This is a genomic window from Pseudomonas sp. 5P_3.1_Bac2 (assembly GCF_025465995.1).
Lineage (GTDB): Bacteria > Pseudomonadota > Gammaproteobacteria > Pseudomonadales > Pseudomonadaceae > Aquipseudomonas.
The window spans coordinates 1-26,955 of sequence record NZ_JANLNY010000027.1; the positions used below are offsets into that span (position 1 = coordinate 1).

General features: G+C 59.3%; 26 protein-coding genes. 14 read left to right on the top strand and 12 right to left on the bottom strand.

Going from position 1 to position 26,955, the window contains the following annotated elements; all coding sequences use genetic code 11:
• Window positions 1–306 precede the first annotated feature (306 nt).
• From pssA to NTD81_RS16660, 4 genes are all read right to left on the bottom strand, one after another.
• A complete protein-coding gene (pssA, locus tag NTD81_RS16645) occupies window positions 307–1,116 on the bottom strand; it encodes a CDP-diacylglycerol--serine O-phosphatidyltransferase (protein ID WP_262183783.1) in 810 nt (269 codons plus the stop codon).
• A gap of 165 nt (window positions 1,117–1,281) precedes the next feature.
• Window positions 1,282–2,298, bottom strand: coding sequence for a ketol-acid reductoisomerase (gene ilvC, locus NTD81_RS16650; protein WP_262183784.1), 1,017 nt, complete (start codon window positions 2,296–2,298; stop codon window positions 1,282–1,284).
• A 45-nt stretch (window positions 2,299–2,343) separates the two neighbouring features.
• The gene (gene ilvN, locus NTD81_RS16655) at window positions 2,344–2,835 is read right to left on the bottom strand and encodes an acetolactate synthase small subunit (RefSeq protein WP_262183785.1); all 492 of its coding nucleotides are present in this window, start codon (window positions 2,833–2,835) and stop codon (window positions 2,344–2,346) included.
• 2 nt (window positions 2,836–2,837) lie between these two features.
• The gene (locus tag NTD81_RS16660) at window positions 2,838–4,559 is read right to left on the bottom strand and encodes an acetolactate synthase 3 large subunit (protein ID WP_262183786.1); all 1,722 of its coding nucleotides are present in this window, start codon (window positions 4,557–4,559) and stop codon (window positions 2,838–2,840) included.
• Window positions 4,560–5,024: 465 nt separating this feature from the next.
• On the opposite strand from NTD81_RS16660, the gene NTD81_RS16665 reads away from it, so the two are divergent.
• A complete protein-coding gene (locus tag NTD81_RS16665) occupies window positions 5,025–5,471 on the top strand; it encodes a DUF4124 domain-containing protein (RefSeq protein ID WP_262183787.1) in 447 nt (148 codons plus the stop codon).
• 16 nt (window positions 5,472–5,487) lie between these two features.
• Here NTD81_RS16665 and NTD81_RS16670 read toward each other — a convergent pair whose 3' ends face one another.
• From NTD81_RS16670 to mrcB, 3 genes are read right to left on the bottom strand one after another with little or no spacing between them, the layout of a single operon-like run.
• Window positions 5,488–5,820 (bottom strand): YqcC family protein, encoded by a 333-nt coding sequence (locus tag NTD81_RS16670; RefSeq protein ID WP_262183909.1) that lies wholly within the window; start codon window positions 5,818–5,820, stop codon window positions 5,488–5,490.
• A 17-nt stretch (window positions 5,821–5,837) separates the two neighbouring features.
• Window positions 5,838–6,521 carry a tetratricopeptide repeat protein gene (locus tag NTD81_RS16675; protein WP_262183788.1) on the bottom strand — a complete coding sequence of 228 codons (684 nt, stop codon included), beginning with the start codon at window positions 6,519–6,521 and terminating at the stop codon, window positions 5,838–5,840.
• A 15-nt stretch (window positions 6,522–6,536) separates the two neighbouring features.
• Window positions 6,537–8,855 (bottom strand): penicillin-binding protein 1B, encoded by a 2,319-nt coding sequence (gene mrcB / locus NTD81_RS16680; RefSeq protein WP_262183789.1) that lies wholly within the window; start codon window positions 8,853–8,855, stop codon window positions 6,537–6,539.
• Window positions 8,856–8,971: 116 nt separating this feature from the next.
• Between mrcB and NTD81_RS16685 the strand changes: the two genes are divergently transcribed.
• From NTD81_RS16685 to NTD81_RS16700, 4 genes are all read left to right on the top strand, one after another.
• Entirely contained in the window at window positions 8,972–10,534 is a 1,563-nt protein-coding gene (locus NTD81_RS16685) for an AAA family ATPase (RefSeq protein ID WP_262183790.1), read from the top strand.
• An 82-nt stretch (window positions 10,535–10,616) separates the two neighbouring features.
• Complete coding sequence (locus NTD81_RS16690; protein WP_262183791.1) at window positions 10,617–10,958, top strand: pentapeptide repeat-containing protein; 342 nt, start codon at window positions 10,617–10,619, stop codon at window positions 10,956–10,958.
• 211 nt (window positions 10,959–11,169) lie between these two features.
• Complete coding sequence (locus NTD81_RS16695; RefSeq protein ID WP_262183792.1) at window positions 11,170–11,424, top strand: TfoX/Sxy family protein; 255 nt, start codon at window positions 11,170–11,172, stop codon at window positions 11,422–11,424.
• A gap of 123 nt (window positions 11,425–11,547) precedes the next feature.
• Window positions 11,548–12,345, top strand: coding sequence for a cyclic nucleotide-binding domain-containing protein (locus NTD81_RS16700; protein ID WP_262183793.1), 798 nt, complete (start codon window positions 11,548–11,550; stop codon window positions 12,343–12,345).
• 442 nt (window positions 12,346–12,787) lie between these two features.
• On the opposite strand, the gene NTD81_RS16705 is transcribed toward NTD81_RS16700, so the two are convergent.
• From NTD81_RS16705 to NTD81_RS16725, 5 genes are all read right to left on the bottom strand, one after another.
• The gene (locus NTD81_RS16705) at window positions 12,788–13,672 is read right to left on the bottom strand and encodes a ChaN family lipoprotein (protein WP_262183794.1); all 885 of its coding nucleotides are present in this window, start codon (window positions 13,670–13,672) and stop codon (window positions 12,788–12,790) included.
• A gap of 25 nt (window positions 13,673–13,697) precedes the next feature.
• Window positions 13,698–14,465, bottom strand: coding sequence for a heme ABC transporter ATP-binding protein (locus tag NTD81_RS16710; RefSeq protein ID WP_262183795.1), 768 nt, complete (start codon window positions 14,463–14,465; stop codon window positions 13,698–13,700).
• Complete coding sequence (locus NTD81_RS16715; protein ID WP_262183912.1) at window positions 14,465–15,445, bottom strand: FecCD family ABC transporter permease; 981 nt, start codon at window positions 15,443–15,445, stop codon at window positions 14,465–14,467. The genes NTD81_RS16710 and NTD81_RS16715 overlap by 1 nt, the downstream gene beginning before the upstream one ends.
• Window positions 15,446–15,495: 50 nt before the next feature.
• Window positions 15,496–16,389 (bottom strand): hemin ABC transporter substrate-binding protein, encoded by an 894-nt coding sequence (locus NTD81_RS16720; protein ID WP_262183796.1) that lies wholly within the window; start codon window positions 16,387–16,389, stop codon window positions 15,496–15,498.
• Window positions 16,390–16,456: 67 nt separating this feature from the next.
• A complete protein-coding gene (locus NTD81_RS16725) occupies window positions 16,457–17,524 on the bottom strand; it encodes a hemin-degrading factor (protein WP_262183797.1) in 1,068 nt (355 codons plus the stop codon).
• A 261-nt stretch (window positions 17,525–17,785) separates the two neighbouring features.
• On the opposite strand from NTD81_RS16725, the gene NTD81_RS16730 reads away from it, so the two are divergent.
• The 9 genes from NTD81_RS16730 to NTD81_RS16770 all read left to right on the top strand — a co-directional run bounded on the left by NTD81_RS16730 (window position 17,786) and on the right by NTD81_RS16770 (window position 26,224).
• Window positions 17,786–20,086: a TonB-dependent hemoglobin/transferrin/lactoferrin family receptor gene (locus NTD81_RS16730; protein WP_262183798.1), complete on the top strand. Its 2,301-nt coding sequence runs from the start codon at window positions 17,786–17,788 to the stop codon at window positions 20,084–20,086.
• Window positions 20,087–20,181: 95 nt separating this feature from the next.
• Window positions 20,182–20,505: a Rieske (2Fe-2S) protein gene (locus tag NTD81_RS16735; RefSeq protein ID WP_262183799.1), complete on the top strand. Its 324-nt coding sequence runs from the start codon at window positions 20,182–20,184 to the stop codon at window positions 20,503–20,505.
• 82 nt (window positions 20,506–20,587) lie between these two features.
• Window positions 20,588–21,325 (top strand): class I SAM-dependent methyltransferase, encoded by a 738-nt coding sequence (locus NTD81_RS16740; RefSeq protein ID WP_262183800.1) that lies wholly within the window; start codon window positions 20,588–20,590, stop codon window positions 21,323–21,325.
• A 75-nt stretch (window positions 21,326–21,400) separates the two neighbouring features.
• The gene (gene fabR, locus NTD81_RS16745; protein ID WP_262183913.1) at window positions 21,401–22,039 is read left to right on the top strand and encodes an HTH-type transcriptional repressor FabR; all 639 of its coding nucleotides are present in this window, start codon (window positions 21,401–21,403) and stop codon (window positions 22,037–22,039) included.
• A 163-nt stretch (window positions 22,040–22,202) separates the two neighbouring features.
• Window positions 22,203–22,703: an urease accessory protein UreE gene (gene ureE, locus NTD81_RS16750; RefSeq protein ID WP_262183801.1), complete on the top strand. Its 501-nt coding sequence runs from the start codon at window positions 22,203–22,205 to the stop codon at window positions 22,701–22,703.
• Window positions 22,700–23,401 carry an urease accessory protein UreF gene (locus tag NTD81_RS16755; RefSeq protein ID WP_262183802.1) on the top strand — a complete coding sequence of 234 codons (702 nt, stop codon included), beginning with the start codon at window positions 22,700–22,702 and terminating at the stop codon, window positions 23,399–23,401. The genes ureE and NTD81_RS16755 overlap by 4 nt, the downstream gene beginning before the upstream one ends.
• Window positions 23,402–23,420: 19 nt before the next feature.
• The gene (gene ureG / locus NTD81_RS16760) at window positions 23,421–24,035 is read left to right on the top strand and encodes an urease accessory protein UreG (RefSeq protein ID WP_262183803.1); all 615 of its coding nucleotides are present in this window, start codon (window positions 23,421–23,423) and stop codon (window positions 24,033–24,035) included.
• A gap of 42 nt (window positions 24,036–24,077) precedes the next feature.
• The gene (locus NTD81_RS16765) at window positions 24,078–24,650 is read left to right on the top strand and encodes a HupE/UreJ family protein (RefSeq protein ID WP_262183805.1); all 573 of its coding nucleotides are present in this window, start codon (window positions 24,078–24,080) and stop codon (window positions 24,648–24,650) included.
• Between the two features lie 785 nt (window positions 24,651–25,435).
• Complete coding sequence (locus tag NTD81_RS16770; protein WP_262183914.1) at window positions 25,436–26,224, top strand: hypothetical protein; 789 nt, start codon at window positions 25,436–25,438, stop codon at window positions 26,222–26,224.
• The last annotated feature ends 731 nt before the right edge of the window (window positions 26,225–26,955 follow it).

Sequence of the window (26,955 nt, forward strand, 5' to 3'; positions counted from 1 at the left end):
TGATCTAAGCACCAGCAGCGCATCTTTGAACACCCTGCCAGAGCGGCGCATTGTACGCAGTTTTCACTGACTTGCAACCCTTAATTTCAAACTAACTTATTGATTAATAAGAAATTTCCAGGAGCAGATACGCTTCAAGAGGGGCGCATTATAGGCAGGAAAAATTGTAGGTCAATGATTTGATTAGATTTTTAATCGAATACAGCTCGCGCCATAGAGAAAGACGCACAAAAGCGGTGCCTGCAGAAACGACAAAGCCGTTGAAGCTGACGCTTCAACGGCTTTGTTATGACTGCTGCGCCGCTATTAGGCTTTCTTGCGACGCAGGCGCAGCAAGTACTGGATCGGACCAGATGCGGCGTAAGCGAGGAAGATCAGCAAGAGGATGCGCGGCGGATCGCTAAACACCACCGCAAACAACAGCACCACGACCAGGATCGCCACAAATGGCACACGCCCTTTGAGGTCCAACTCTTTAAAGCTGTTGTACTTGATGTTGCTGACCATCAGCACACCCGCAGCAGCCACCAACAGCGCCACCACGAAGGACATGTTCGAGCCCTGGATACCGAAATCACTAAAGGCCCACACAGTACCGGCCACCACACCAGCCGCGGCCGGACTGGCCAGACCAATAAAGTAGCGCTTATCGGTACTGCCGATTTGCGTATTGAAGCGCGCCAAACGCAGCGCCGCCCCCGCCACATAGATGAAGGCGACCATCCAACCGACCTTACCCATGCTGCCCAGCGCCCACTCGAACGCCAGCAGCGCCGGCGCCACACCGAAGGCGACCATGTCGGAGAGCGAGTCATACTCCGCACCGAACGCACTTTGGGTGTTGGTCAGGCGAGCTACGCGACCATCCAGACCATCCAACACCATGGCAACGAACACCGCCGCAGCGGCCACGTAGAAGTTGCCGTTCATGGCATTGATGATGGCGTAGAAACCAGCAAACAGGTTGGCAGTGGTGAACAGGTTAGGCAGCAGGTAGATGCCACGATGACGGACCTTACGGCCCTCGTCGTCATGACCTTCTTCTATATGCTCATCGATGGGTAACAGGCTCTCGGCATCGACGGGTGATTGCGACTCATCTGGACGCTCATTCATGAACAACACCTTGCAACGGATTTGGAAAATTTCGACAGGCACCAACCACAGCGATTCAGGGCGGCACCAACAACTAACCCCTGCTTTATACCAGAAGCCTTGGCCGACCATAAAAAAACGCGGCCTTGGCCGCGTTTTTCTATGTCACAAAAACCTAAATACCGCTTAGTTTTTGGTTTTGTCGACGATTTTGTTAGCCGCAATCCACGGCATCATCGCGCGCAGTTTCTCGCCAACTACTTCAATGCCGTGAGCCGCGTTGTTACGACGGTAGGCAGTCATCGAAGGATAGTTGGTGGCGCCTTCGCTGATGAACATCTTGGCGTACTCGCCGTCTTGGATGCGCTTCAGAGCGTTACGCATAGCCTGACGGGACTGCTCGTTGATGACCTCTGGGCCGGTTACGTACTCGCCGTACTCAGCGTTGTTGGAGATCGAGTAGTTCATGTTGGCGATACCGCCTTCGAACATCAGGTCAACGATCAGTTTCAATTCGTGCAAGCACTCGAAGTACGCCATTTCTGGTGCGTAGCCTGCTTCAACGAGCACGTCGAAGCCCGCTTTAACCAGTTCAACAGTACCGCCGCACAGTACGGCTTGTTCGCCGAACAGGTCAGTTTCGGTTTCGTCTTTGAAAGTGGTTTCGATGATACCGGTACGGCCGCCGCCCACGCCCGAAGCGTACGACAGAGCAACGTTTTTGGCATTGCCGGAAGCATCTTGGTAAACCGCGATCAGGTCAGGGATACCACCGCCTTTGACGAATTCGCTACGCACAGTGTGACCTGGCGCTTTCGGCGCGATCATGATCACGTCGAGGTCAGCGCGCGGCACTACTTGGTTGTAGTGAATGGAGAAACCGTGAGCGAAGGCCAGGGTGGCGCCTTTTTTCAGGTTCGGCTCGATTTCGTCGCGGTACAGACGGCCTTGGAACTCGTCAGGAGTCAGGATCATGACGACGTCAGCAGCAGCTACAGCTTCTTTAACTTCGCTAACTTTCAGACCGTGAGCCTGGGCTTTAGCTACCGAGGTAGAACCAGCGCGCAGACCTACAGTAACGTCAACGCCGGAGTCTTTCAGGTTGCAAGCGTGGGCGTGACCTTGGGAGCCGTAACCGATGATGGCTACTTTTTTGCCCTGGATGATCGAGAGGTCACAGTCTTTGTCGTAAAACACTTTCATGGAAAACTCCTGCTTACCTGGCCACTAGGCCATTCGTTAAATGAGTTAGATGCTGAGTACTTTGTCGCCACGGGCAATGCCAGTAACGCCACTGCGTACGGTTTCCAGGATCGACGCCGTGCCGATGGCCTGAATAAAGCTGTCCAGCTTGTCGCTCGTGCCAGTCAACTGAATGGTGTACACGCTGCTGGTCACATCGACGATCTGGCCGCGGAAAATATCCGTGGTGCGTTTAACCTCAGCGCGCTGGGCGCCAGTGGCCTTGACCTTAACCAGCATCAATTCACGCTCGACGTGGGCGCTTTCCGACAAGTCCACAAGCTTAACCACCTCAACCAACTTATTGAGGTTTTTGGTGATCTGCTCGATGACCTCATCATGACCGATGGTGGTCAACGTCAGACGCGACAGAGTCGGGTCTTCGGTAGGCGCCACGGTCAGGCTTTCGATGTTGTAGTTGCGCTGCGAGAACAGACCCACCACGCGGGACAATGCGCCGGGTTCGTTCTCCAGCAGCAGGGAAATAATGTGTCGCATGATTAGGTCCGCTCCGTCTTGCTCAGCCACATGTCGCGCATTGCACCGTCTTTGATTTGCATCGGATAGACGTGCTCACTCTGATCAATCTTGATATCCAGGAACACCAAGCGATCTTTCATCGCAAAGGCTTCAGCCAGTTTCGGCTTGAGGTCTTTTAGATCAGTGATGCGAATACCCACGTGGCCATAGGCCTCGGCCAGCTTGACGAAGTCAGGCAGCGACTCCATGTACGAGTGCGAGTGACGGCTGCTGTACATCATGTCTTGCCACTGACGCACCATGCCCAACACGCTGTTGTTCAGGTTCACGATCTTCACCGGCAGGCCGTACTGCATGCAGGTGGAGAGCTCCTGAATGTTCATCTGAATACTGCCCTCACCTGTTACGCAGGCGACGTCAGCATCCGGGAAGCTTAGCTTGACGCCCATGGCCGCGGGGAAACCGAAGCCCATGGTGCCCAGGCCGCCGGAGTTGATCCAACGGTTAGGCCTGTTAAAGCGGTAGTACTGCGCCGCAAACATCTGGTGCTGACCAACGTCGGAGGTGACGAAGGCATCGCCGCCTGTGACTTCAGACAGAGCCTCGATCACCGCTTGCGGTTTGATCACGCTGCCGTCGCCCTTGTCGTAAGGGAACAAGCCGTCGGCGCGCCACTCGTCAATCTGCTTCCACCAGCTGGTCAGTGCTTCTTTGTTGATCTGCTCGCCGATCTCTTTGAGGATCGCGACCATCTCGGTCATTACGCTGTCCACCGGGCCAACGATTGGGATATCGGCCTTGATGGTTTTGGAAATGGACGCCGGGTCGATATCGACGTGGATGATCTTGGCATTCGGGCAGAACTTGTCCGCGCCATTGATCACGCGGTCGTCGAAACGCGCACCGACAGCCAAGATGACGTCAGCATGGTGCATGGCCAAGTTGGCGGTGTAGCTGCCGTGCATGCCGAGCATGCCGAGGAACTGACGATCAGTGCCTGGGTAGCCGCCCAACCCCATCAGGGTGTTGGTGACAGGTACGTTGAGCATTTGCGCCAATTCAGTCAGCGGCGCCGCAGCACCACCCATGATCACCCCACCACCGGAGTAAACGATTGGGCGCTTGGCGCTGAGCAGCAACTCAGCCGCTTTACGGATCTGCCCGGAGTGACCACGCAGAGCCGGACTGTAGGAGCGCAGCTTGACCTTTTTCGGGAAGACGTATTCGTACTTCTCCGCCGGGTTGGTCATGTCCTTTGGAATGTCGACAACGACAGGACCAGGACGACCAGACTGGGCGAGGTAGAAGGCTTTTTTCAAGACGTCCGGGATCTCCGACGGATGCTTGATCATGAAGCTGTGCTTCACGATTGGCCGCGAGATACCGATCATGTCGGTTTCCTGGAAGGCATCCGTACCGACCATGGTGCTCGGCACCTGACCGGACAACACCACCATCGGAATGGAGTCCATATAGGCCGTAGCAATACCGGTAATGGCATTGGTCGCGCCTGGACCGGAAGTCACCAGTACCACACCGGCTTTACCGGTGGCACGGGCATAACCGTCGGCCATATGGGTTGCCGCCTGCTCGTGACGAACCAGGATGTGGTTCACCTCAGGTTCTTTGAACAGGGCGTCATAAATATGCAGGAGAGCACCACCTGGGTACCCGTAGATGTTCTTAACGCCTTCGTCACGCAAAAAGCGGACGACCATTTCAGCGCCGGATAAAAGCTCCACGTTGTTCACCTCTAAAACGCTAGAAAACCGCCCAACCAAGGGACGGCCTAAGATAGGTTTACTGCTAGCAGAGCATGAGCGACGGTGGTCGCCGACTACGTCAGCATCTACTGAGCAAGTATTGGGAGCGCCCTGTGATTTTGCGGGCCCCTCCCACCCAGCGCGAGGTAACGCGTTGCGGGTGCATCAGGTCGGCGCGGGTAGCGCCTCATGTCTACTGAGCTAAAGCCTGCTTGCGGCGGACTCCACTACAGCGATTGGTGAATTGTTCGATTTTGGCCGAAACAAGTCAATAGGACGTGCACTAATTAGGAGAAAACTAGCAGAATCCCCCGGATTTCAGGATACAGCGCAATTTAACACCAAATAAGCAGCTGCTTATGCCTGTGACCTAGCGCAGAAACCCGTGACTCGCAATTTGGTTATAGTGCTAGTTCATCTTTCCGCGCTCTTTAAGGATGTCCTATGCGCCGTTTTGTGATCGCCAGCTGCCTCTTGCTTTGCCTGTCACCGTCTCTTATGGCCAGTCAGGTGTACAAGTGGGTGGACAGCAATGGCACGACCCACTTCAGCGCCCAGCCGCCGCAAGGTCAAACCGCTACCAGCATTAACACCAACGTGCCCGTCAGCAAGGAGCCGCCAGCCGCTGAGCCGGCACAACGCGAAAGCTTCAATGACATCGCCGACCCAGAGCAAGCGGCCATCGATAAGAAGGTCAAAGAAGAGGTCGCCGCCAAAGAGGCCGAGATCAAGAAGTACTGCGAAAGCGCGCGCAATAACTTAGCGCAGCTGCAGAACAACCCGCGCATCCGTATGGAAGTCGCGGGTGAAGTGAAGCGTTTAGGGGAAGATGAACGTCAGGCGCAGATTGCAGAGCTGAGCAAATCGATCGCCGAAACCTGCAAGCCTTAAGACGCAGTGGCGCGGTTTACACCGCGCCAGCGATCTGCTGGTCAAACTGACCGAGCAACTGAATCAAACCCTGCGCCTTAGCCTGCAAGGCACCGGTGAAGACCTGCTCAGCCATGGGCTGAATCCCGGAGACGGCTGGCAGCGGCGCACCCTCCTCCAGTAGCAGCTTCATGCGTGGCAAGAAGATCCACTGCAACCAATGCTCAAAAGCCATGCTGTCGACACAAAATGGCTCGACACTGGCCAACGCCTCGGCAGTGGGTGACTCCTCAGCCCACCAGCCCTGTACGCGCAACTCGCGCTCAATCAACAACAACAGCTCGGCAATAGCAGCGCTGCGGGAATCCACTGGAATTTGACTGGCCATTAAGAACTCACTCGCGCCTGTTGACGGGCCTGCGCCGCACCGGCGGCATCTCCTTGACTCTCACGGGCCTTGGCAATCAACTCCCACAGACTGGCTTGCAAGGCCGGGCGGCCATTGGCGTAGCTCAGGCCACGGCGGGCAAATTGCTCAGCTTGGGCGGCATCGCCTTGGGCCAGACGCACTTCTGCCAGTTGATAGAGCACTTGTGGCTCGCGCGGTGCAATGCGCTGGGCGCGCTCTAAACTGGAGGCGGCGCCATTGAGGTCACCACCACCTTGCTGCTGTTGCGCGGCGGTGAGCAAGGCCAGCACGGGGCCGTCCAACTGCTCATCTACTGACAAGCCACCGCCCGTGGACGGGATGCCGCTGGCGGCCGGGGCGCTGTAGTTAGTCGCCGCCGGTGGCGTCCAGGCTTGACCTGAGCCGCTGGTGTCGATGCTGCTAGTAATCGGAGCGCTTTGAATCGGCGTGGTGCTGACACCACCCGGCACCATCACCACCACCCCGGAATCCTCTGGAATGCTTTGCGCCTGAGTCGTTTGCGGATTGCTGGTCACCGTCGCACCTTGAATGCGCCCGGCAGGGGTGCCGCCTTCGACCACCGGGATCGAACCACTGGGCACACTGCTACAGCCGGCCAGCACCAGCGAAGACGCTAAAGCTGAAATCAACCACTTATTCACTGTTTACCCTCTCAGTTAGTCCAACCATCCGCGAACCCAATCCATCACCTCATTCACCGGCGCCTGTATGCCACAGGCCGGTCCAGGGGCGGGTTGGCTGCCGCGAATATACGGCATCTGTACAGCATTCGGGCAACTCGGGTCAGTGCCCTGCCCTGTCTGCCCGTTTACCCAAGCTTGCACCACGTTATCCGGCAGCGGCATATCCAGCGGCAGCGGATCAGCGCGGCGCATAAAATCGGTCCATACCTGCAGCGCACCAGTCGCGCCGGTTAGCGGCGTTGGGCCGTTGTCATCGCGCCCCAACCAGACCACCGCGAGCAAGTCCTGACCAAAGCCGGCAAACCAGCTATCACGGGAATCGTTACTGGTGCCGGTCTTGCCGGCCAGTTTCAGCGAGCGCGGCAACTGGTTATAGACCGAGCGCCCGGTGCCTTCGCTGATGGTGCGTTGCATGGCGTTTTGCAGCAGATAAATGGCGCCGCTATCAAAGCGCTGCTGAATCTGGAACGGATAACGCTTAAGCGGCTGACCGTCTGCCGTGAGCACACTGCGAATGGCCCGCAGCGGCGTGTTGTAGCCGCCATTGGCGATGGTCTGGTACATGTTGGCCACACTCATGGGGCTCAGGCCACCGGCGCCCAACAGCATCGCCGGATAGGCCGGCCAGTCTTGCTCCACGCCCAAGCGACCGAGGGTTTTCAGCACCTCCGGCACGCCCACCTCAAGACCAATTTTGGCCGTCGACAGGTTGTAGGAGTTCACCAAGCCCTGGTAAAGGAAGATCGTGCCATGGGGCTTGCGGTCGTAGTTTTGCGGCGTCCACACTTGGCCGCTACCGGTTTTGATCGAGAAGGACTGATCCTCGACCCGGCTGGTCAGGGTATAGCGGCTTGGACGCTCCAACGCCGTCAGATACACCGCAGGCTTAACCAACGAACCAATCGGCCGCACCGCATCCAAGGCTCGGTTAAAGCCGGCAAAACGTGGCGAACGGCTGCCGATAATGGCCTGTACTTCGCCACTTTCCGGGCTGGTGACGACCATGCCGGCTTCGACCTGATCCACCCCTTTGCGCCCGGACAGACGCTTCATGGTGTCAGTCAGAGCGCCTTCGGCTTTGTGCTGCAGAATCGGATCGAGGCTGGTGAAGATGCGCAGGCCTTCTTCGGTCAGATCCTGGTCTTGGTAGTCTTCGCGCAGCTGGCGTTTCACCAGATCCAGGAACGCCGGATAAGAGCTGTTGGCCATGGTGCCGCGCTGGGTAATGCCCAACGGCTTTTGCTTGGCGGCGGCCGCTTGCTCAGCCGTAACCACTCCCTGCTCGACCAGCAGATCAAGCACCAGGTTACGCCGCTCCAGCGCCCGCTCCGGGTTGCGCCGCGGGTTGTAGTAAGTCGGCCCTTTGACCATGCCGACCAGCAAGGCCACTTGGTCTAACTTCAGCTCAGATAAGGGCTGGCTAAAGAAGTACTGACTGGCCAGACCAAAGCCGTGCACGGCGCGCTGCCCGTCCTGACCGAGGAACACTTCGTTGAGGTAGGCCTCAAGGATGTCCTGCTTGTCGTAATGCAGTTCCAGCAGCAGCGCCATCATGGCCTCGGTGGCCTTCCGGGTGAGGCTGCGCTCATTGGTCAAGAAGAAGTTCTTCACCAACTGCTGAGTCAGGGTACTGCCGCCTTGGCGCAGTTGCCCGGCGCTGGCATTGATCCACATGGCGCGGGCAATACCCTTAGGCGATACGCCAAAGTGCTTGAAGAACTCGCGATCCTCAACGGCCACTAGGGTTTCGACTAAGTAAGGAGGCACCTGGTCGAGCTTGATCAGCACCCGATCTTCCTGATGGGCCGGATACAGGCCACCGATCAGCAGCGGCTCCAAACGCGCCACCGCCAAGTTAGCCCCGTTGCCCTGGTTTAGCCCGGCGACATAGTCACCAGAGAAACGCACGCGCACGCGCTGCGCCGGCTCAGTGCTTTCATAGAATTGGAAGCCGCGCGAATGCAGCTCGATATTGTTGCCGGCAATCGACACCCCGCCTGGGCCGCTGACAGCCGCCTCACGGCGATAACCGAGAGCATCCAGTTCTTTAAGGAAGTCGTCCTTAGCCAGCTTCTGGCCGACGAACAACTCCAAGGGCCGGGCATAGACCTTGGCGGGCACAGTCCAGCGATTGCCGGAGAATTTCTCCTGCACCACGGCATCGAGGTAAACCGCAAACCCGGCCAGCACCACCAAACCCACCAGACCGAGCTTGAGAGCCCAGCCCAGCCAGGGGCGCATAGCAGAGGAACGGCGTTTAGTACGGGGTCGGGAAGTTCGCTTACGAGTCATGGCGCGGCATTATACGCACTTTGCAGCTTTACCATCAGACCAGCCCAAGGTTTGCAGACAGACGCCCAGCGGCCATAATGGCCCACTCTTATCAGTCCTAAGTACAAGGATCGCCCGTGAGCCAAGCTCTGATCAACGCATTGCAGAATCCGGCGCTCTATCCGCATCCGGTAGAGCAATTTCAGGTCATTGAGACGCATATTTCGTGGGTCATACTCACCGGTCCCTTTGCCTACAAAATCAAAAAACCGATGAACTTCGGTTTCCTCGACTTCACCAGCCTTAAAGACCGCGCGCACTTCTGCCAGGAAGAGCTACGTCTAAACCAGCGCCTGACACAAGGCTTGTACTTGGAAGTGTTGCCGATCACAGGTAGCGAAGATGCGCCGCAACTCGGCGGTGAAGGCCCAGCTATCGAGTACGCCCTGAAGATGCGGCAGTTCCCGCAGAGCCAGTTGCTCAGCGCGGTGCAAGCCCGTGGTGAACTGACCAGCGCCCATATCGATGCCCTGGCCAAACAAATTGCCGACTTCCACGCCACCACCCCGGCGGTGCCCAGCAGCCATGTTCTGGCCAGCCCGACGGCGATCATGGCGCCGATGCGCCAGAACTTTGAGCAGATCCGCGCCATGCTCAGCGATGCGGCCGACCTGCAACAGCTCGAAGCACTGGAACACTGGACCGAAGCCAGCTACGCGCGGCTTGAGCCACTGCTGGCCAAGCGCGCTGAAAACGGCGCCATCCGCGAATGCCACGGCGATATCCACTTAGGCAACGCCACGTTGCTGGATGAGCAAGTGGTGCTGTTTGACTGCATCGAGTTCAACGAACCGTTCCGCCTGATCGATATCGCCTCGGATGCGGCGTTTTTGATCATGGACTTGGAAGATCGTGGCCTGAAGACTCACGCCCGGCGCTTCCTCAACGCTTGGCTGGAGCACACCGGCGACTATCCGGCGCTGCAGTTGATGAACTTCTACAAGGCTTACCGCGCGCTGGTACGGGCCAAAGTGGCCCTGTTCAGTCTGGCCCACCAGACCGATGCCGTGCAAAAGGCCGTGACCCTGCGCCAGTACCGCAACTACGCCAACCTGGCGGAAAGCTACAGCGCTATCCCCTCGCGCTTGCTGGCCATCACCCATGGCGTTTCCGCTGTGGGCAAAAGCCAAGTGGCCATGCGTTTGGTCGAGGCACTGGGCGCTATTCGCTTGCGCTCCGATGTGGAACGCAAGCGTCTGTTCGGCGAACAAGCGCCAGCCCAGCAAGGCGAACTGCACACCGGCATCTACAGCGCAGAAACCTCGGCGGCGACCTACGCCCACCTGCATCAACTGGCCAGCAAGATTTTGGCTGCCGGCTACCCGGTAGTGATCGATGCCACTTACCTGCAGTTGGCTCAGCGCCAGGCTGCCGAGCATGTGGCCGCTGACAGTGCCGCGCCGTTCCTGATCCTCGACTGCTACGCGCCGGATGAAGTCATCGCCGGCTGGCTGCAACAACGCCAGGCCGAGGGCGCTGACCCCTCCGATGCGACCATCGAGGTGGTACGCGCGCAACAAGCCAAGCGTGAGCCGCTGCAAGAGAGTGAGTTGCCCCGCAGCAAGCGGGTCGACACCCACATCAGCAGCAGCGTGGATAGCTTGGTGGCGCAGATTCGCCAACGCCTGCCGGGCCTCTAAGGCCCACGCTGTAAGGCTGCGGCGCAAGCAGATGGCGCCGCAGCTTCTATACTGCTAAGACCTTAGTTGCCCGAGGTCTGCCATGAACCCGCCCCGTCATCTGGATGATCCGTTGTACACCCTGCTGCACAACGAAGACATCGCCGCGTTCAACAGCCAGCGTCCGGCCAGTACGGTCGACCTGAGTGATGGTGATTTTCGCGGCTTAGACCTGCGCACCCTCGACGCCACCGACATCAACTTTCGTAACGCCTACTTTCGCGGCACCGATCTGCGCGGCCTGGACTTACGCACCTGTGAGCTGGAGGGCGCGAGTCTGGCCCACGCGCAAATTTCCGGCAGTTACTTCCCCGCGCAACTGAGCGCTGACGAGATTCTGATGTCGGTAAATTTCGGCACTCGCCTGCGCTACAACACCCGTTAATCGCGGCAGTTTGTGCAGCGGTTAGCGCCGTTGAGCCTGAGATTGCAACGCCGGCCGAATTATCCGCTATTACTTGTCCAGCACTGCCGCGCAGATGGCGTTGCAGGCGTGGCTGAATTAATCGGTGCAGAACGGTCCAAGCCCCTATCGGTGAGGACCTCCGTGTTCTCCATTAATCCGTCCGCAGCACCCCGTGCTGCCAGGAGCTGTGATGAACGATGAACTGCAAGAGCTGAAAAACCTCGGCAAGACCTCCGCGCAGTGGCTGCATGCGGTGGGCATCCATAACGCCAACGACTTGCGCCGTTTAGGTGCCGTCAGCGCCTATCAGGCCGTACGCGCCCGGGGATTCCGCGCATCCAAGGTGCTGCTGTACGCGATCGAGGGCGCCCTGCTGGGCGTGCATTGGAACGATCTGCCGCCCGGGCATAAGGCCCAGCTCAATGACCGCCTGGATCAAACTTAGGGGTACAACAAGAGCTAGCTCACAACCTCCTTGTTCGACGATTTACCTGACTGGCAGCGCCACGTATTTTTTAACGCACGAAAGTACCAATAAGAATGCCAGCCAGCACAAGGAAAATCGCCAATGTATTTACTGGGGGAGCAACCGGCCTACGCCGATCAACTGATCAATCACCTGCAAAGTATTCCAGTGCGTCTGCTCGAAGGTTTGGCTCCCAGCGGCACGCCCCTGCACGTGCAACGCACAGATGATCTGGCGCAGAGCCTCCCCGGTAATCAGCTGTTTATTATCGAGAGCGGACTGCTCCACGCGGTGGTCGACGAACGCCCGCTGTTTTACCTGCAAGAAGGCGATCTGCTGGGGCTGCGCCAAGGCTTGGATATGCCCAGCTGCCGCTATAGCAGTGAGGAAAACATCAGCCTGATTCCTTACCAGCGCAGTGAGGTGTTCAAGCACATCTACGCCAGCGAAGAGCGCCAGGAGATGTTCCTGCATTACCTGATTGGCCACACCGCCTTGCTCAGCGATGCGCTGGCCCGCCTCAAACAACCGGATGTACGCCCGGCCACGGGCTTCCAGCATTTTGCCGCCGGGGAAGAACTCATCCACCAGGGTGATATCGCCGATAACGTGTTCATCATTATCGAAGGCCATGCCGAAGCCTTCGTCGACGGACACAAAGTCGGCGATGTGGTGAAGGACGAGATTTTCGGCGCCATGGCGGTGTTTACCCGCGAGAAGCGCAGCGCCAGCGTGGTGGCCAGCGAGCCGTGCACGGTGATGGTGATTCCGAAGGAGCAGTTCCTGAGTTTGATGCAAAGCAACCCACGCATCTCCCACAGCCTGATCGAGAGCATGGCGCGGCGTATTGACCTGCTCAATAAAGAAATAACTCAGCTGCGCTTGCCGGCTGAAGCCTGAGCACGCAACGAGCAGCCCCGACCAACGGCTAAGGCCACTGAATATGGGCCTTGGCGGGCAGTGGTCGAGGATGTTTTGTGACAGGGCTTACAGTCAAATGAAAATATTTTGCATCTGGCGTTGACTTGTAAATGATAATTGTTATTATTACCTCAACTGGTCGCGAGATCAGCCGATAAGCTCTAGGGACCTCAGTCGGACTCTGCAGATTATCTCCTCATCAGGCTAATCACGGTTATTGACCCGGCACTTGCCGGGTCTTTTTTTGCCTGCAGAAAAGTGCCGCCCCCTCTCCTCTGCACGGCATCTGGCCTTACACACCATACGCCAGGACTCGCTGCCAAGCTGGAACGCGCCTAGCACAGCTACACGCTCACTATGCTAGGCGCAGAAACGACTAAGCCGCAGCACCAGGCCGCGGCTTAGGGAAACCTGCCAGAGGTTATTTGCCCAGCAGCTTGGCGCAGTAATCCTGCTCAGGCTGAGCCGGGGTGTACCACAGATAATCGGCGGCCTCAGGCTTAACCTCACTGCCGGCTTCAGCCAGGATCAGCACCTGCGTGCCCTGCCCTGCTTGCAGATCAGCCAGGTGCAGCGGCACGCCCAAGTCGCGGCGGACATGGAAAGCGCCAGCCAGCAGCAAGCTCGGCTGCGGCGCGGCCAACAGGGCCTGGGCCATGCGCCGGTCACGCTGCTGTTGCACGGCGAGCATGGCCGGTAGTTGGCTGGCGGGCAGCCGATCACAATGGGAGCTGCGGATCTGCTCAGCCAAGGCCTCGCGCACAGCGCTGGCAGTCGACTGCCGGCCTTGTAAGGCTGGCGGCTGGCGGTAGATCTGCATCACCTCGCGGCGCTCCAAGTTAGCCGCTAACAACGGGTAAGGCTGACGCAGCAGATACTGAACCAACGGCCCGTACAGCGACCACGGCCAGCCTGGCTGCCAAGCCAGGGCGTTGAGCATATCGGCCGGCGGCTGGCCGTCTTGCACCTCACGGTGAGCGGCATCGACCTTGGCCTGTTGATCCGGCGTGAGCATCTCCAGCAGCACACTGCCCTGCTCGCGCTGGGCCGCCAAGGCGCGCAGCAACCACAGCTGCAAGGCGTGATGATCGGGGTTGTCGTGGCGCTCGCCGACTAATACGCGCGGCGCACTCGCCAAGCGCTCAACCAACTGTTGCGGGCTGAGCACCTGACCAGTGCGCAGCTCAATGATCTGCCCGACCTCAGCCGACACCTGCGCCTGCTCACCTTGCCACGCCGGCAATACAGGCACCTGGGTCTGGCAAGCACTGAGCAACAGGCTTAGAAGCAAACAAGCGAATCGCATATCAATCCTTAAATGAAAAAAGCACTCAGCGCGCGACGATAAGCGGATGACCGCGCTCGGGATGCTGTTGCACCAACACCTCTAAGCCAAACACCGTGCGCAGCGCCTCGGCTTGCAACACCTCAGCGGGACTGCCCAAAGCATGGGCCTGACCGTTGTGCAGCAACAATAGGCGATCGCAGTAACGCGCGGCCAGATTCAGGTCGTGCAAAATCACCAATACCGCTGCGCCGTGGCCGACAAAATCGCGCACCGCTTGCAAGGTGGTGTGCTGGTGCAAAGGATCGAGCATGGAAGTCGGTTCATCCAATAACAGCACCTGCTCCTCACCACCCGGCCACAGCTGGGCCAGCACCCGGGCTAAGTGCACCCGCTGCCGTTCACCGCCAGAGAGCTGCAAATAGTTGCGCCCGATAAGGTGCTCGGCATCGGCCGCCGCCAGCGCTTGCTGGATAATGTGCTGGTCGCGTGCCTGGCCGCTGGCATGGGGTAAGCGACCCATGGCGACGACTTCTTCCACCCGAAAAGCAAAGTTCAGCGTCGACAGTTGCGGCAACACGGCCAAGCGCTGGGCCCGTTGCTGCCCCGGCCAATCCTGCAATAACCGCGGACCGAGCCACAGTTCGCCTTGGCTGCAAGGCAGCTCCCCACACAAGGCGGCGAGCAAGGTACTTTTGCCGGCACCATTGGGCCCGAGCACGCCGAGCACCTCACCGGGTTTTAGGCTTAGGTTGATCTCGCTGAGCACGCTTTTGCCGGCGCGCTCGACGCTTAACTGCTTGGCACGCAACATCAGGTCCGGCCCCGGATTAATAGATAGAGGAAGAACGGCGCGCCAATCAGTGCGGTGATGATGCCAATCGGCAGCTCCGCCGGCGCCACCAGCAACCGCGCGAACAAATCCGCCAGCAGCAGCAAACTGGCGCCAGCCAAGGCTGAGGCGGGTAACAGCACGCGATGATCCGGCCCCACCAGTAACCGCACCAGATGCGGCACCACCAGGCCGATAAAACCAATCATGCCCGCCGCCGCGACCGCCGCCCCCACTCCTAAGGCAGTACAGAACACCAGCTCGGCCTTGACCCGCTCTACCGCAAAGCCCAGATGGCGCGCCTCCGACTCCCCCAGCAATAAGGCGTTGAGCACCTTAGCCCGGCGCGGCAGCCACAGCAGCACCAGCAGCGCCACCAGCAGCAGCGGCCACATGCGGCTGTAACTGGCACCGTTCAAGCTGCCCAGGTTCCAGAACGTCAGGGTGCGCAGGGTGGCGTCGTCGGCAATATAGGTAAGCAAACCAATCAACGCGCCGGCCAACGCGGTCAAGGCAATACCGGCCAGCAGCATGGTCGCCACATGGGTTTGGCCATTGCTGCGGCCGAGGCGATAAACCAGCGCGGTCACCACAAAACCGCCGGCAAAAGCCGCGCTGGTCAGCAGATAAGGGCTGAACGTTTCAGGAATAGCCGTCCAAAGGCTGCCGCCAACAATCGCCAGCGCCGCTCCGAGGGCGGCACCGCCGGACACGCCGACCAAGCCAGGATCGGCCAAGGGGTTGCGAAACAAGCCCTGCATCGCCACGCCACACACCGCCAGCACCGCGCCCACCAGCAAGCCGAGCAAGGTGCGCGGCAGCCGAATCTGGCTAATGATCAACTGCGCCTGACTGTTCTCAGCCCCCAGCGGCAGGCCGAGTTGCGCCAGCAGCGCCTGGCCCACATCGCCGATGGTCAGACTCACCGGCCCTAAAGCCAGCGACGCCCAGAGCGCCGTCAGCAGCAACAGGCCCAGGCCGAGAAACAACCAGCGCGCGCGATGGTTGCCACTCATGGTGCCGGCTTAGCACTCGGTGCGCTTGGCTTGCTGGAGGGATAAAACACCTGGGCCAGATCGCTCAGCGCCGCGGGTAAACGCGGGCCCAGACCACCGATCAGCAAGGTCGGATCAATCACCCACAAACGGCCACTGCGCCCGGCACGGGTTTGCGCCAACGCTGGGTTTTGTTTAAGCAGCGCGGCGCGGGCTGCCTCCCCCTGTAACTGGCGGTCAGCGAGCACCACCACTTCTGGGTCGAGGGCAATCAGCGCTTCTGTGGACAGCACTTTATAGTCCGCCTGCGTGGCTAAGTTGCGCCCGCCTGCTTGGCTGATGATCCAATCGGCCAAGGTGTTTTTCCCGCCAGCCATGGGGCTGCCACCGGCATGGCCGATCAGAAACAGTACCCCCGGCGCGGGCTGTTTAGCCTGGGCGGCTTTGACCCACTGCGCTTGCTCGCTCAGCTGCGCCTGATATTGAGTAAAAGCCTGCTCCGCCTTGGCTCGGTCGCCAAGTAAATCACCGATCTGCTGCAAGCTGCTGTGCAAGCTGTTGAGGTCAGCCCGGGCCGGTAACACGGCGATCTTGACCCCGGCGCCACGCAGTTGCTCAAGCACGGGAGGCGGGCCCATTTCTTCACTGCCAAGCAGCAGATCTGGACGCAGGCTTAGAATCCCTTCAGCAGCCAAGGCCCGTTGATAACCGACATTGGCCAGATTCGTGAGCGACGCAGGATGGCGACTGGTGCTATCGACGCCGACCAAACGGCTTTCGCCACCCAAAACCACGACCCATTCGCTCAGAGAGCCACCGGCACTGACCCAACGCGGTGTTTCTGCGGCCTGAAGCCAGGCACTGCTGAATAAGCCCGCCGCGATGGCGAGCACTTTGTTGCTTAATTTCATGGCGATTTCGGCCTGAACACGGTTATCCAAATTGCCCTACCTGCCTCTTGCGCAGGCTGGGACATCCTTAGGCCTCTAGCGGCGCGGCTTGCTCAGCCAACTCGCGCCAGCTGGTTAGCTCCGGCACCCCAGGTTTGCGCGCGCCGAACAACTGCAGCACCAGCTCGCCATCGGCATCGAAGGCTTCCCAACTGGTGATCAGGCCATCCGTGCTGGGCTTACGCACCCGCCACAGCTCAGTCACGCCTTGGGTTTGCAGATGCAAATTGAATTCCGGGTCGAGCACGTTGAACCAGCTGTCCATCCAACGCAGGTTGCTCACCGTGCCGGTATGGATCTGGATACAGTGGGCGTTGCCAACAAACACCATGATCGGCACCTGGCTCGCGCCCGCCTGCTCCAGCAACTGCGGCAGCGCCGCCAGCGCTAGCGGCTGCGCCCACTGCTCACCGGCCAGGCGCAGGCCTTGGGTACGGCTCACGCCATGTTGTTTAAGCAGGGCATAAAAGTGGTGAGTGTCTTTGAGTGCCGCCCAACCTTCGCGCAGGCCCGCCACATCGATGGCGCTGTCGGCCTGCAGCGCGGGCTTAGCCGGCAAGGGTTGCGGTTCGGGCTCCGGGCTTGGCTCAGCCGCGGCGAAGCGTTCGATCAGCGCAGCCCAGGCTTGCAGATTGCTGTCGGCCGTCAGGTACACCTTGTGCACGGCATTGCCCTGTTTATCGAAGATCTGCACGCTGCGCTGGGCGCCCTTGTCGCTTTGCTCCTCGACGGCGAACACGCTGTGCCAGCCCGCCAAAAACAGGCGCAGGTCGATGTCTGGGGAGACCACTAAACCCATTTGCCCATTGGCCGTGACGGTAACGTCGCGGTAATAGCCCTTGCGCTCATGCACGCAGTGCTCGTTACGGGTCAGCGCCATGATGTAACCCAGCTCACCCAAGGCCGGCAGTAACACCGCCCAGTCCGGGCACAGGCGGCGGCTATCGACGCCCAAGCGGCTGGCGGTCAACTGCGCCTCGCTCACACCCAGCACGGCAGCCGCCTCACGAGCACGCAACCGGGGTTGTTGCGCCTTGAGCGCCTGCCAAGCGGCATAGAGTTGTGGCGCAGTACGGGGCGGGGCCAGGGTGCTCATGATTTGCTCCTTTATCACAGGTAATTGCTCGTTAGTGCGCAAGGCGCTGGCGCTCATTCACAACCTCTCACCGATAACCACCCGCCCTGCCATTGACGGTGACAGGGGCAGATCAGTGCGGGCGCAGTTGTGCATGCTGCGGAATACATATCAATTGATAATCATTTGCATATGATTGTCAATCCTATTATGGTTTTGACCGCTAAAAACACCAACAACGGTCCTAGAAACCGTCACGCACACGCAATTGGAGCTGCCCCCATGCTGAGTCGTCCGCCCTTTGCCCGCCGTCCCTGGCTAGGCTTACTGCTGCTATGCCCGTCCCTCGCCTTGGCGGAGCAAGCCGTCAATCTCGACGCCGCACAAGTCAATGCAACGGCTGAGCAGGAGAGCCTGCCCACCACGACCTCGACCGCTGCCAAGACCCTGGAAAACCGCTTTATCCGCAGCTTTGAAGACTTGGGCAAACGCGCCGAACCGGGCGTTAACTTCAGCCGCAGCAGCGAGAGCATCAACATCCGCGGTTTGGAGCGTGACCGCGTGCTGACCACCATCGACGGCATCCGCGTGCCGTGGATGACCGATGGCGCGCGCAGCCAAGGACCGACTGGCGGTGCCCAGGGCGGGTTGGATTCGTTTGACTTCAACAGCCTGTCAGCGGTGGATATCGTGCGTGGCAGCAACTCCAGCCAGATCGGCTCCGGCGCCTTGGGCGGCGCCGTGCAGTTGTTCACCCTCAACCCCGAGGACTTACTGGCGCCGGGCAAAGACTTCGGCAGCCTGCTGAAAAGCGATTACGACAGCAGCGATGACAGCTGGGGCCTCAACGCCGCCATCGCCGGCCGCATGCACAACACCTACTGGCTGCTGCAAGGCGGCCAACGCCGTGGCCATGAGCTGGAAAACGCCGGGCACGGCAACCTCTACGGCAGCCAACGCACCGAGGCCAACCCGGCGGATACCGAGCAGGACAGCCTGTTGGTGAAATTGCAGCAACGCTTTGATGGCGGCCACAAGCTTGGCTTTACCGCCGAAACCTTTGAGCGCCAGCGCGACATCGACAGCCGCAGCAACCAGGGCAGCACCTATCTGCTCGGCGCGAACAGCACCAATGAAGTCAGCCGCCGCCAACGCGTGTCGCTGGATTACAACTTCCAGAGCGAGGACGCGGACGACTTCCTCGACAGCGCCAGCGCCGTGGTTTACTGGCAAAAGCTGCGCCGTCAGGACGATCAGGATGGCGTGCGCAGCATGGACGCCCGCGGCAGAGCCCCAGACTTTCTGTTCCAGCGCTTCGGTTTGCCGGGCAACCCCTACAAGTATCCGAGCGGCCCATACGGGCGCAATAACCGCATCGAGAAAGAGCTGTATGGCTTTTCCGGCAATCTCGGCAAGCACTATGAGGTGGCCGGCATCGCCAACACCCTGACCCTCGGCGGCGAGGTTTATCAAATCAATACCGAGCAACAATCCAAGGGCTATGACAACTGCCCAGGCTTTGGCATCAGCGCCAGTAACCCGATGTATATGGGCCCGGCGGCGTGCGACTTCCTGCATACCAACCAGGCCGATATGCCTAAGGCCGAAGGCACCAGTTGGGCCGTGTTTGCCAACAACGAAATCAGCCTGGCCGATGGTCGCGTCAAACTCACGCCAGGCCTGCGTTACGACCATTACAAACAAGACCCGAAAGCCACCCGCGACTATCAAAACAACGCCAACCCCAACAACAACCAAAGCCTGAGCAGCAGCAAAGACCACAAGCTCTCCGGCAGTTTGCTGGCCACCTGGCAGGTGGTGGAGCAGGTCAAGCTCTATGCGCAGTGGGCGCAAGGTTTTAAAGCACCGGACGCGACCCAGCTGTATATGAATTACGGTGCTGAAAGCAGCTACCTGCGTCTGGGTAACCCCAACCTCAAACCCGAAGAAAGCAACGGCTACGAGATTGGCGCGCAGCTGGGCAACCAACAGTTGGGGGGCTCGATCAGCCTGTTCGATAACCACTACAAAAACTTTATCGACGAAAACCTGCCGATCAGCGCTGGCGAGCTGGCCGAGCTGGGCCTTAATGCCAGCGACTATCCGCTGGGCGTGACCCGTACCGGCAACCGCAGCAAAGTGCAGATTTACGGCGCCGAGCTGGCCGCCCACTGGGAGTTCGTGCCGCACTGGAAGGTCTGGGGCTCGGTGGCCTGGGCCAATGGTGAAGACCGCGAAACCAATCAGCGCCTAAGCACGGTGGCGCCGATCACCAGCCTGCTCGGCCTGAGCTATGCCCGCGATGACTTAGGCGCCGATCTGATGCTGCGCACGGCCGCCGCGCGCAATAAGGTGCAGGACCAAGGCGACTTCAAGGCACCGGGCTATGGCGTGGTCGACCTCACCGCTTATTGGCAGCCGGCGCAGCTCAAAGGGATCAAACTGCAAGCCGGTCTGTTTAACGCCTTCGATAAGAAATACTGGAACGCCCTCGACGTGCCCACCGGCAGTCTGGCCCAGCCGGATGATTTCTACAGTGAAGTCGGGCGTAACTTGCGCGTCTCGGCCTCCTGGCAGTACTGAGCAGCATTGGCGCAGGGACGCGCCGCCCCTCTGTGCAGCGCTGCGTAATGCAGCTAAGCCCGGCATAATGCCGGGCTTATTTATGGGGGGCGCTTGTGTTCGCAATCTGTGCATCGCAACAACTGGCCGAAGGGCAAAGCCGCGGTTTTAGCATCGCCGGCATCGACCTTGTGCTCGTGCGCAAACATGGCCAGTGCTACGCCTACCGCAACCGCTGCCCCCATCGCGCAGTGCGCTTGGAATGGCAGGCCGATGAGTTTCTCGACAGCAGCGCCAGCCTGCTGCAATGCGCCCACCACGGCGCGTTGTTTTTGCTTGAAAGCGGCGAATGCGTAGCCGGCCCGTGCAGCGGGCAAAGTCTAGAGGCGCTGGCCATCATTGAAAACGATGGCACGATCTGGCTGCTGCCGGCGGATTAAAACATCGGGCTATCCCAGCACGGTCGTACATAGACACTGTGCAGCAATAAGACACTCACTTATAGTCGGGACCTCTATCTCAATGTCCCCCACTATGCACACCATCGAACGGATTTACCCCAAGGATCTCGATCCCAGCAACGCCGATGATCAAGCCAGCCTCGCCATCCATATGCAGCGTTATGAGTTTGCCGCCGAGCACCTAAGCGGCGAGCACGTGCTCGATATGGCCTGCGGTTGTGGCTATGGCACGGCGCTGTTGGCACAGCAGCATCCGGATAAACAGGTCACGGGGGTGGATATTGATCCGGCGGCGATTGCCTATGCCCAGGCCCATTATCAGTTGCCCAACCTGCGCTATGTGTGTGCCGATGCCGAGCAGTTCGCTAGCGAGCAGGGCTTTGATTGCATCGTCAGTTTAGAAACCATCGAACACCTGCCGCGCCCCGACCTGCTCGTGGCCAATTACGCCCGCCTGCTCAAGGCTGGCGGCTTGGTGGTGGCCTCGGTGCCGATTACCCCGACGCTGGACGGCAACCCCCATCACTTGCACGACTTCACCAAGCGCAGCTTCTATCGCCTGCTCGGCCAGCAAGGTTTGCAGGCGCGCCAGCAGTTGGAGCAGATTCAGTGGTGGCAATTCAAGGGGCTGTTCTCGCGTAAACCCGATCAGCAAAAGCAGCACCGCAGTGAAGGCGTGGGCAATGCGGTGCTGCAGTATTACCGCAAGCATCCGCTGTACCTGTTGGGCCGGCTGGCGGCGATGCTGCGCTATGGCTTTAGCAACCGCTACCTGACCTGTGTGTTCCGGCAAAGCTAAGCCTGGGCTTGGCCTCAGGCAGCTATTGATTAATATGTCCGACTGTTTTCACCCTGCGAGCCCTTTTGCGTGAAATTGCCCCTAGGCCGTGCCGAACAAAAGCTGCAAACCCGCAATAACTTGATGAACGCTGCGCGCAGCCTGATGGCAACGGGCCGTGGCTTTTGCAGCCTGAGCCTGCGTGAAGTCACGCGCAGCGCCGGCATCGTGCCCACCGGTTTTTACCGCCACTTTGCGGATATGGATGCCCTCGGGCTGGCCCTGGTGGCAGAGGTCGGCGCCACCTTTCGCGCGGCGATTCGCCAAGTGCGCCGGCACCAATTCGAGAACAGCGGCGTGATCGACGCCTCGGTGCATATTTTTCTCACTGCCGTCAGCGCCAATCGCTCGCAGTTTTTGTTTCTTGCCCGTGAGCAATACGGCGGCAGCGTGCCGGTGCGCCAAGCCGTGGCCCGCCTGCGCGAGCAAATCAGCGCGGACTTGGTGGCCGACCTAAGCCTCAAGCCCAAGCTTGGGCACCTGCCCCCAGACGCGCTGACCGTGCTGGCGGATCTGGTGGTCAAGACCGTGTTCGCCACCCTCCCCGAACTGATCGACAGCCCCGCCACAGAGCTGCCCGAACACGCTTGGCCGCAAAATAAAATGATCGAGCAACTGCGCTTTATCTTTATTGGTGCAAAAACCTGGCAAGGCTTGCAGCACACCCGCGACTGACGCACCAAAAACAGGCGAACACCACCCACGGCATTAAGCAGGCGCACAATAACGGTGCGCATGGCTGCAGCAGCCCTGCGCTCTAGCCCGCTACTTGGGCTAACCACCTGCCTTGGCAAGGCCCTTGCTCTATTGCCGGTACATTTCTACCGGAACTTGCCCCATGTTGGTGATTCACGAGCGCATTGCCCAACAGCCCACATGCGATGCTGAGCTAGAACTGAGCTTTGAGGCGCGCAGCAAAAGTCGCTTGCGCTGCTTTACCCGAGCTGGCGAAGAAGTCGGTTTATTCCTTGAGCGTGGCCAACCGGCGCTGCAGCACGACGAGTACCTCAAGGCTAAAGACGGCCGCATCGTCCGCGTGCTGGCCAAGCCCGAAGCCTTATTGCATGTCACCTGCGCCAATGCCTTTGAGCTGATGCGCGCGGCCTATCACCTAGGCAACCGGCATGTTGCCCTACAACTGGGTGATGGCTGGCTGCGCCTGCCCGATGACTACGTGCTCAAGGCCATGCTCGAACAACTCGGCGCCCACGTTGAGCTGATCGAAGCACCTTACCAACCCGAGCAAGGCGCCTACGGCGGTGGACATCACCACTCCCATGCCGGCGATGCCGAATTCAGCTACGCGCCGCGCCTGCATCAATTTGGAGTGCGTCAGTGAGCGCCAGCACCTTTGCCAGCGCGTTTACCGGTGCCTGGCAACTGCTGCGCCTGGCCAGCCCGCAGCTACCGATTGGTGGTTACAGCTATTCCCAAGGTTTAGAAATGGCCGTTGAACAAGGCCTGGTGCACAACGCTGACAGCGCCGAGCGTTGGCTGCGTGATCAGTTACTGCTGAACCTCGCGCGTTTTGAGGCACCGCTGCTATATGCCCATTGCCAAGCGGCCGCCCAGCAAGACTGGATGGCTTTGGCGCAACTCAGCGCCCAGCACCGCGCCAGTCGCGAGACCCGTGAGCTGCATTTAGAAAGCCGGCAAATGGGCTACTCCCTGCAGCAATTGCTCAGCCAGTTGCCCGAGCTGGATCAGGCGGCGCAGACAGCCTTTGCCCAATTACCCGAGCCGAGCTTTGCCTTGGCTTGGGCGTTGGCCGCGCGGGCCTGGCAGATCAGCGCACAAGATGCGTTGGCGGCCTGGCTGTGGAGCTGGCTGGAGAACCAACTGGCGGTATTGATGAAGACCCTGCCGCTGGGTCAACAAGCCGCCCAGCGCCTGACCTCACAACTGATCCCGCTGCTGCAACAAGCGCAACAACAGGCCGTTGAACGGCCTGCCGAGCACTGGGGCAGCGCGGCCTTTGGCTTAACCCTGGCGAGCATGGCGCACGAGCGCCAATACAGCCGTTTATTCCGTTCTTGAGCATAAGGAAGCTTCCACTATGAACAGCCAACCCCTGCGTATCGGCATTGGCGGCCCGGTCGGCTCCGGCAAGACCGCGCTGACTCTGGCGCTGTGTCTGGCCCTGCGCGAGCGCTACAACCTCGCGGTGGTCACCAATGACATCTACACCCAGGAAGATGCGCAGTTTCTGGTGCGTAACGAAGCCCTGGCGCCGGAGCGCATCATCGGCGTGGAAACCGGCGGCTGTCCGCATACCGCCATCCGCGAAGATGCCTCGATCAATCTAGAGGCCGTGGAGCAACTCAATCAGCGCTTCCCGGGCCTTGACCTGATCATCGTCGAATCAGGCGGCGATAACTTGTCCGCCACCTTTAGCCCGGAGCTGTCGGATCTGACCATCTACGTGATCGACGTATCGGCCGGTGACAAGCTGCCGCGCAAAGGCGGCCCGGGTATCTGCAAGTCGGACCTGCTGGTGATCAACAAGGTCGACCTTGCGCCCATGGTCGGCGCCTCGCTCGAGGTGATGGAGCGCGACACCTTGAAGATGCGCGGCGACAAACCCTTTGTCTTCAGTAACCAGAAAGTCGGCCAGGGCCTTGAGCAGATCATCGCCTTTATCGAACGCCACGGCATGCTCAACGCCGCCTAAAGCCCTGCATGCCTGAACCGCACAATTTAAAGGAGCGCCACTATGCACTTGCGAAAAATCTTCTTCAGCCTTGCGCTGTTTCTTACCCCGGCCGTCGCCTTCGCCCATCCGGGCCACCATGAAAGCGGCCTGCTCGCGGGCCTGAGCCATCCATTGCTGGGGCTGGATCACCTGCTGGCGATGTTTGCCGTCGGCCTGTGGGCGGCGCAGCAACGTGGTGCGGCGCGCTGGGCGCTGCCGTTGACCTTTGTTGCGAGCATGCTGCTGGGCGGCTTGCTGGGCTTTGAAGGGCTGAGCTTCAACTATATCGAGGGCGGCATTACGGCCTCGGTGTTGGCCTTCGGGTTACTGGTGGCCGTGGCCATCCGCCTACCGATGATCATCGCCCTGAGCCTGACCGCACTCTTCGCCCTGACTCATGGCGTGGCCCACGGCCTGGAGCTGCCGGAATTAGCCAGCCCGGCCAGCTACGCCTTGGGCTTCGTCCTGGCCACCGCCGCCTTGCATGCTGCGGGCTATGGGTTGGTGCGTCTGCTGCCACAAGCCGCAGCTGGGGTGATCCGCGTGCTCGGCGCGCTTGCAGCCGCCGGCGGTGCCTGGATGCTGGTCGGCTAGGCCAGAGCTGAGGGTCAGGCCGCCATATGGCCTGCCCCTCCATCCTTGAAGTTCCTCTGCCCAAGCAGTATTGCGCAAAAAACAACCAGCACCGTGCAAGCCATACCAGCCGTGGCCTGTAGCAATAGGCACGCAGCTTATCCACAGAAGCCTCCACAGTTACACGGGATAAGTACCTCCGCACTTATGCACAAGCCCTTGAAGCTAATGAAGTTTTTCTCAACGCCTGGCTATCTGCAGGGCGCTCTGGCAGGCGGCGTTGCCTGAAGCGCGCGCAGGCCTATCAACGCTAATTCCCCCCCGCCCAAGAACTAAACGCAGCAAAGTGGGTGAAGTGTTTGACTTATCCACTCGGCCGATTCACTCAGGCTAATCGCCCAAGCGAAGCAACCAAGCTCTCTTAAAAAGATCCGTTACAACTCACCGCCTGAAACTTCGCGCGGCGAAATCCGTTAAACATTATCTGCCTGGCCTAATGACCAGTAACTTCTCTGCAATCTTTTCTAGTTGCTATCTCCAATGCATCTAAGGCACTGGGCAATAGCCTCCTAGGCTACATAAAGGCGCAGGGCAATAACAGATACACCTGTGACTGCGTGCCAATAAAACTATCCAGGTGAGCCTCGTAGGCCGCTGCGAGCCCGGCGCATGGCCGGGTCTATTAGTCAGTATTAGTTAATACATGCTGAATAACTAAAATGAATCTTATCGACTTAGCGCTCTCCTACTTGCGCCACTAAGCAACTGCCAACTCAAAAATTAAACTAATTAGGGGAGTGACCATGATGATTAAACGCGGCCAGCAACTACTTGTTCTTAGCCTGCTCTACGCCAGCCAAAGTTTCGCTTGGGCCGATACTGCCGATACCGCCAACCAAAGTAACAACCCGCTCAACTTCGCCCCGGGTCTTAACCTGCAAAACTATTACACGCCGAAAATCTATGACAGCAATGCCCACAGTAACGATGCCGTTGTGCGCGGCATCTTGCCGGTGGCCCCCGGTGAGCTAATCGGCGTACCGCAGATTCTGCGCGCCAGCCTGCCGATCAGCACCCGGCCTGATCCGCATAATGGCTACAGCACCGGTATCGGCGACCTCAACCTATTCGATATCTTTCTGCTTAAAACTGACGGCCTGCAGCTAGGCATCGGCCCGCAGATCACTGCGCCGACGGCCGCCGAGGATGAGCTGGGCACCGGCAAGTGGCAGGCCGGCCTCTCGGCTGTGGCAGTGGATGCCTCACCGCAAGGCCTTAAAGGCGCCCTGGTGCAGTATCAAAGCTCGTTCGCCGGCGACAGTGATCGTCAGCACGTCGAAAGCGCGACCTTCCAGCCCTTTATCATCCACAACCTGCCTAAAGGCTGGTATCTGCGCTCCACCGGCACCTGGACCTTCGACCTGAAGAATGACACCCACTACATCCCCATCGGCTTGGGTGTGGGTAAGGCCTGGCAGTCAGGCGGCAATATTCTTAATGCCTTCGTCGAACCGCAGTGGACGGTGGCGCGCAAGGGCGATGGCTTACCGCAGTTCACCCTGTTTGCCGGGATCAACATCACCTTCGGCAAATAGGCGCAATCTGGCCGCTGCGGCTAAGCGCTGTAGGCGGCACCTGCCACAGGCGGCCAACTGATCAAAAAACGCTCAGCAGCCTGTGCACTAGGCTGGCTCTGGCCTGTGGCTAATGGCCCGCAGCTTATCCACAGAGCGCTCCACAGAAACCATGGATAAGCCTCTGCAAGGTTAAGCAAGCACCTGATTTTGCTGACTTTTTAAAAACCGACTGGGGCTTTCAGGGGTTAACCGGGGATAACTCAGAGAATTGCCTAAAAAATAACCAGCACGCGACAAACCCCGTGATGACTGGCTCTTAGCAATAGGCGCGCAGCTTATCCACAGATCGCCCCACAGAAACTATGCATAAACCTGCCGGGCAAGCGTGAGCCAGCGCAACAAAGCCCCGACCGCCCCCTGGCTTGTGGATGATTCAGCGGCGATTTTGGCTTGACGCAGAGGCGTGAAGATGGGCTTTTTTAGCGTTGCCCACAACTGATTAAAAATTCATCAATCTGTAACAAGCTAAGGCGCAGTAGGCCTCGCCACAGACATACAGCACTTATCAACAAAACTACCCACAGCATTCGTGGACAACTCCTCGCCCTCGCTTGGCGCAGCTAAGCTGCTGTTTTTAAGTGAAAAAAGTCCTGATCAAAAAACGCTCAAGGACCTCCAGCGCAGGCTTAACTAAGGCTGCAGCGAGTTGCCCGCATATTATCCACAACACCCTCCACAGTCTTTGTGTA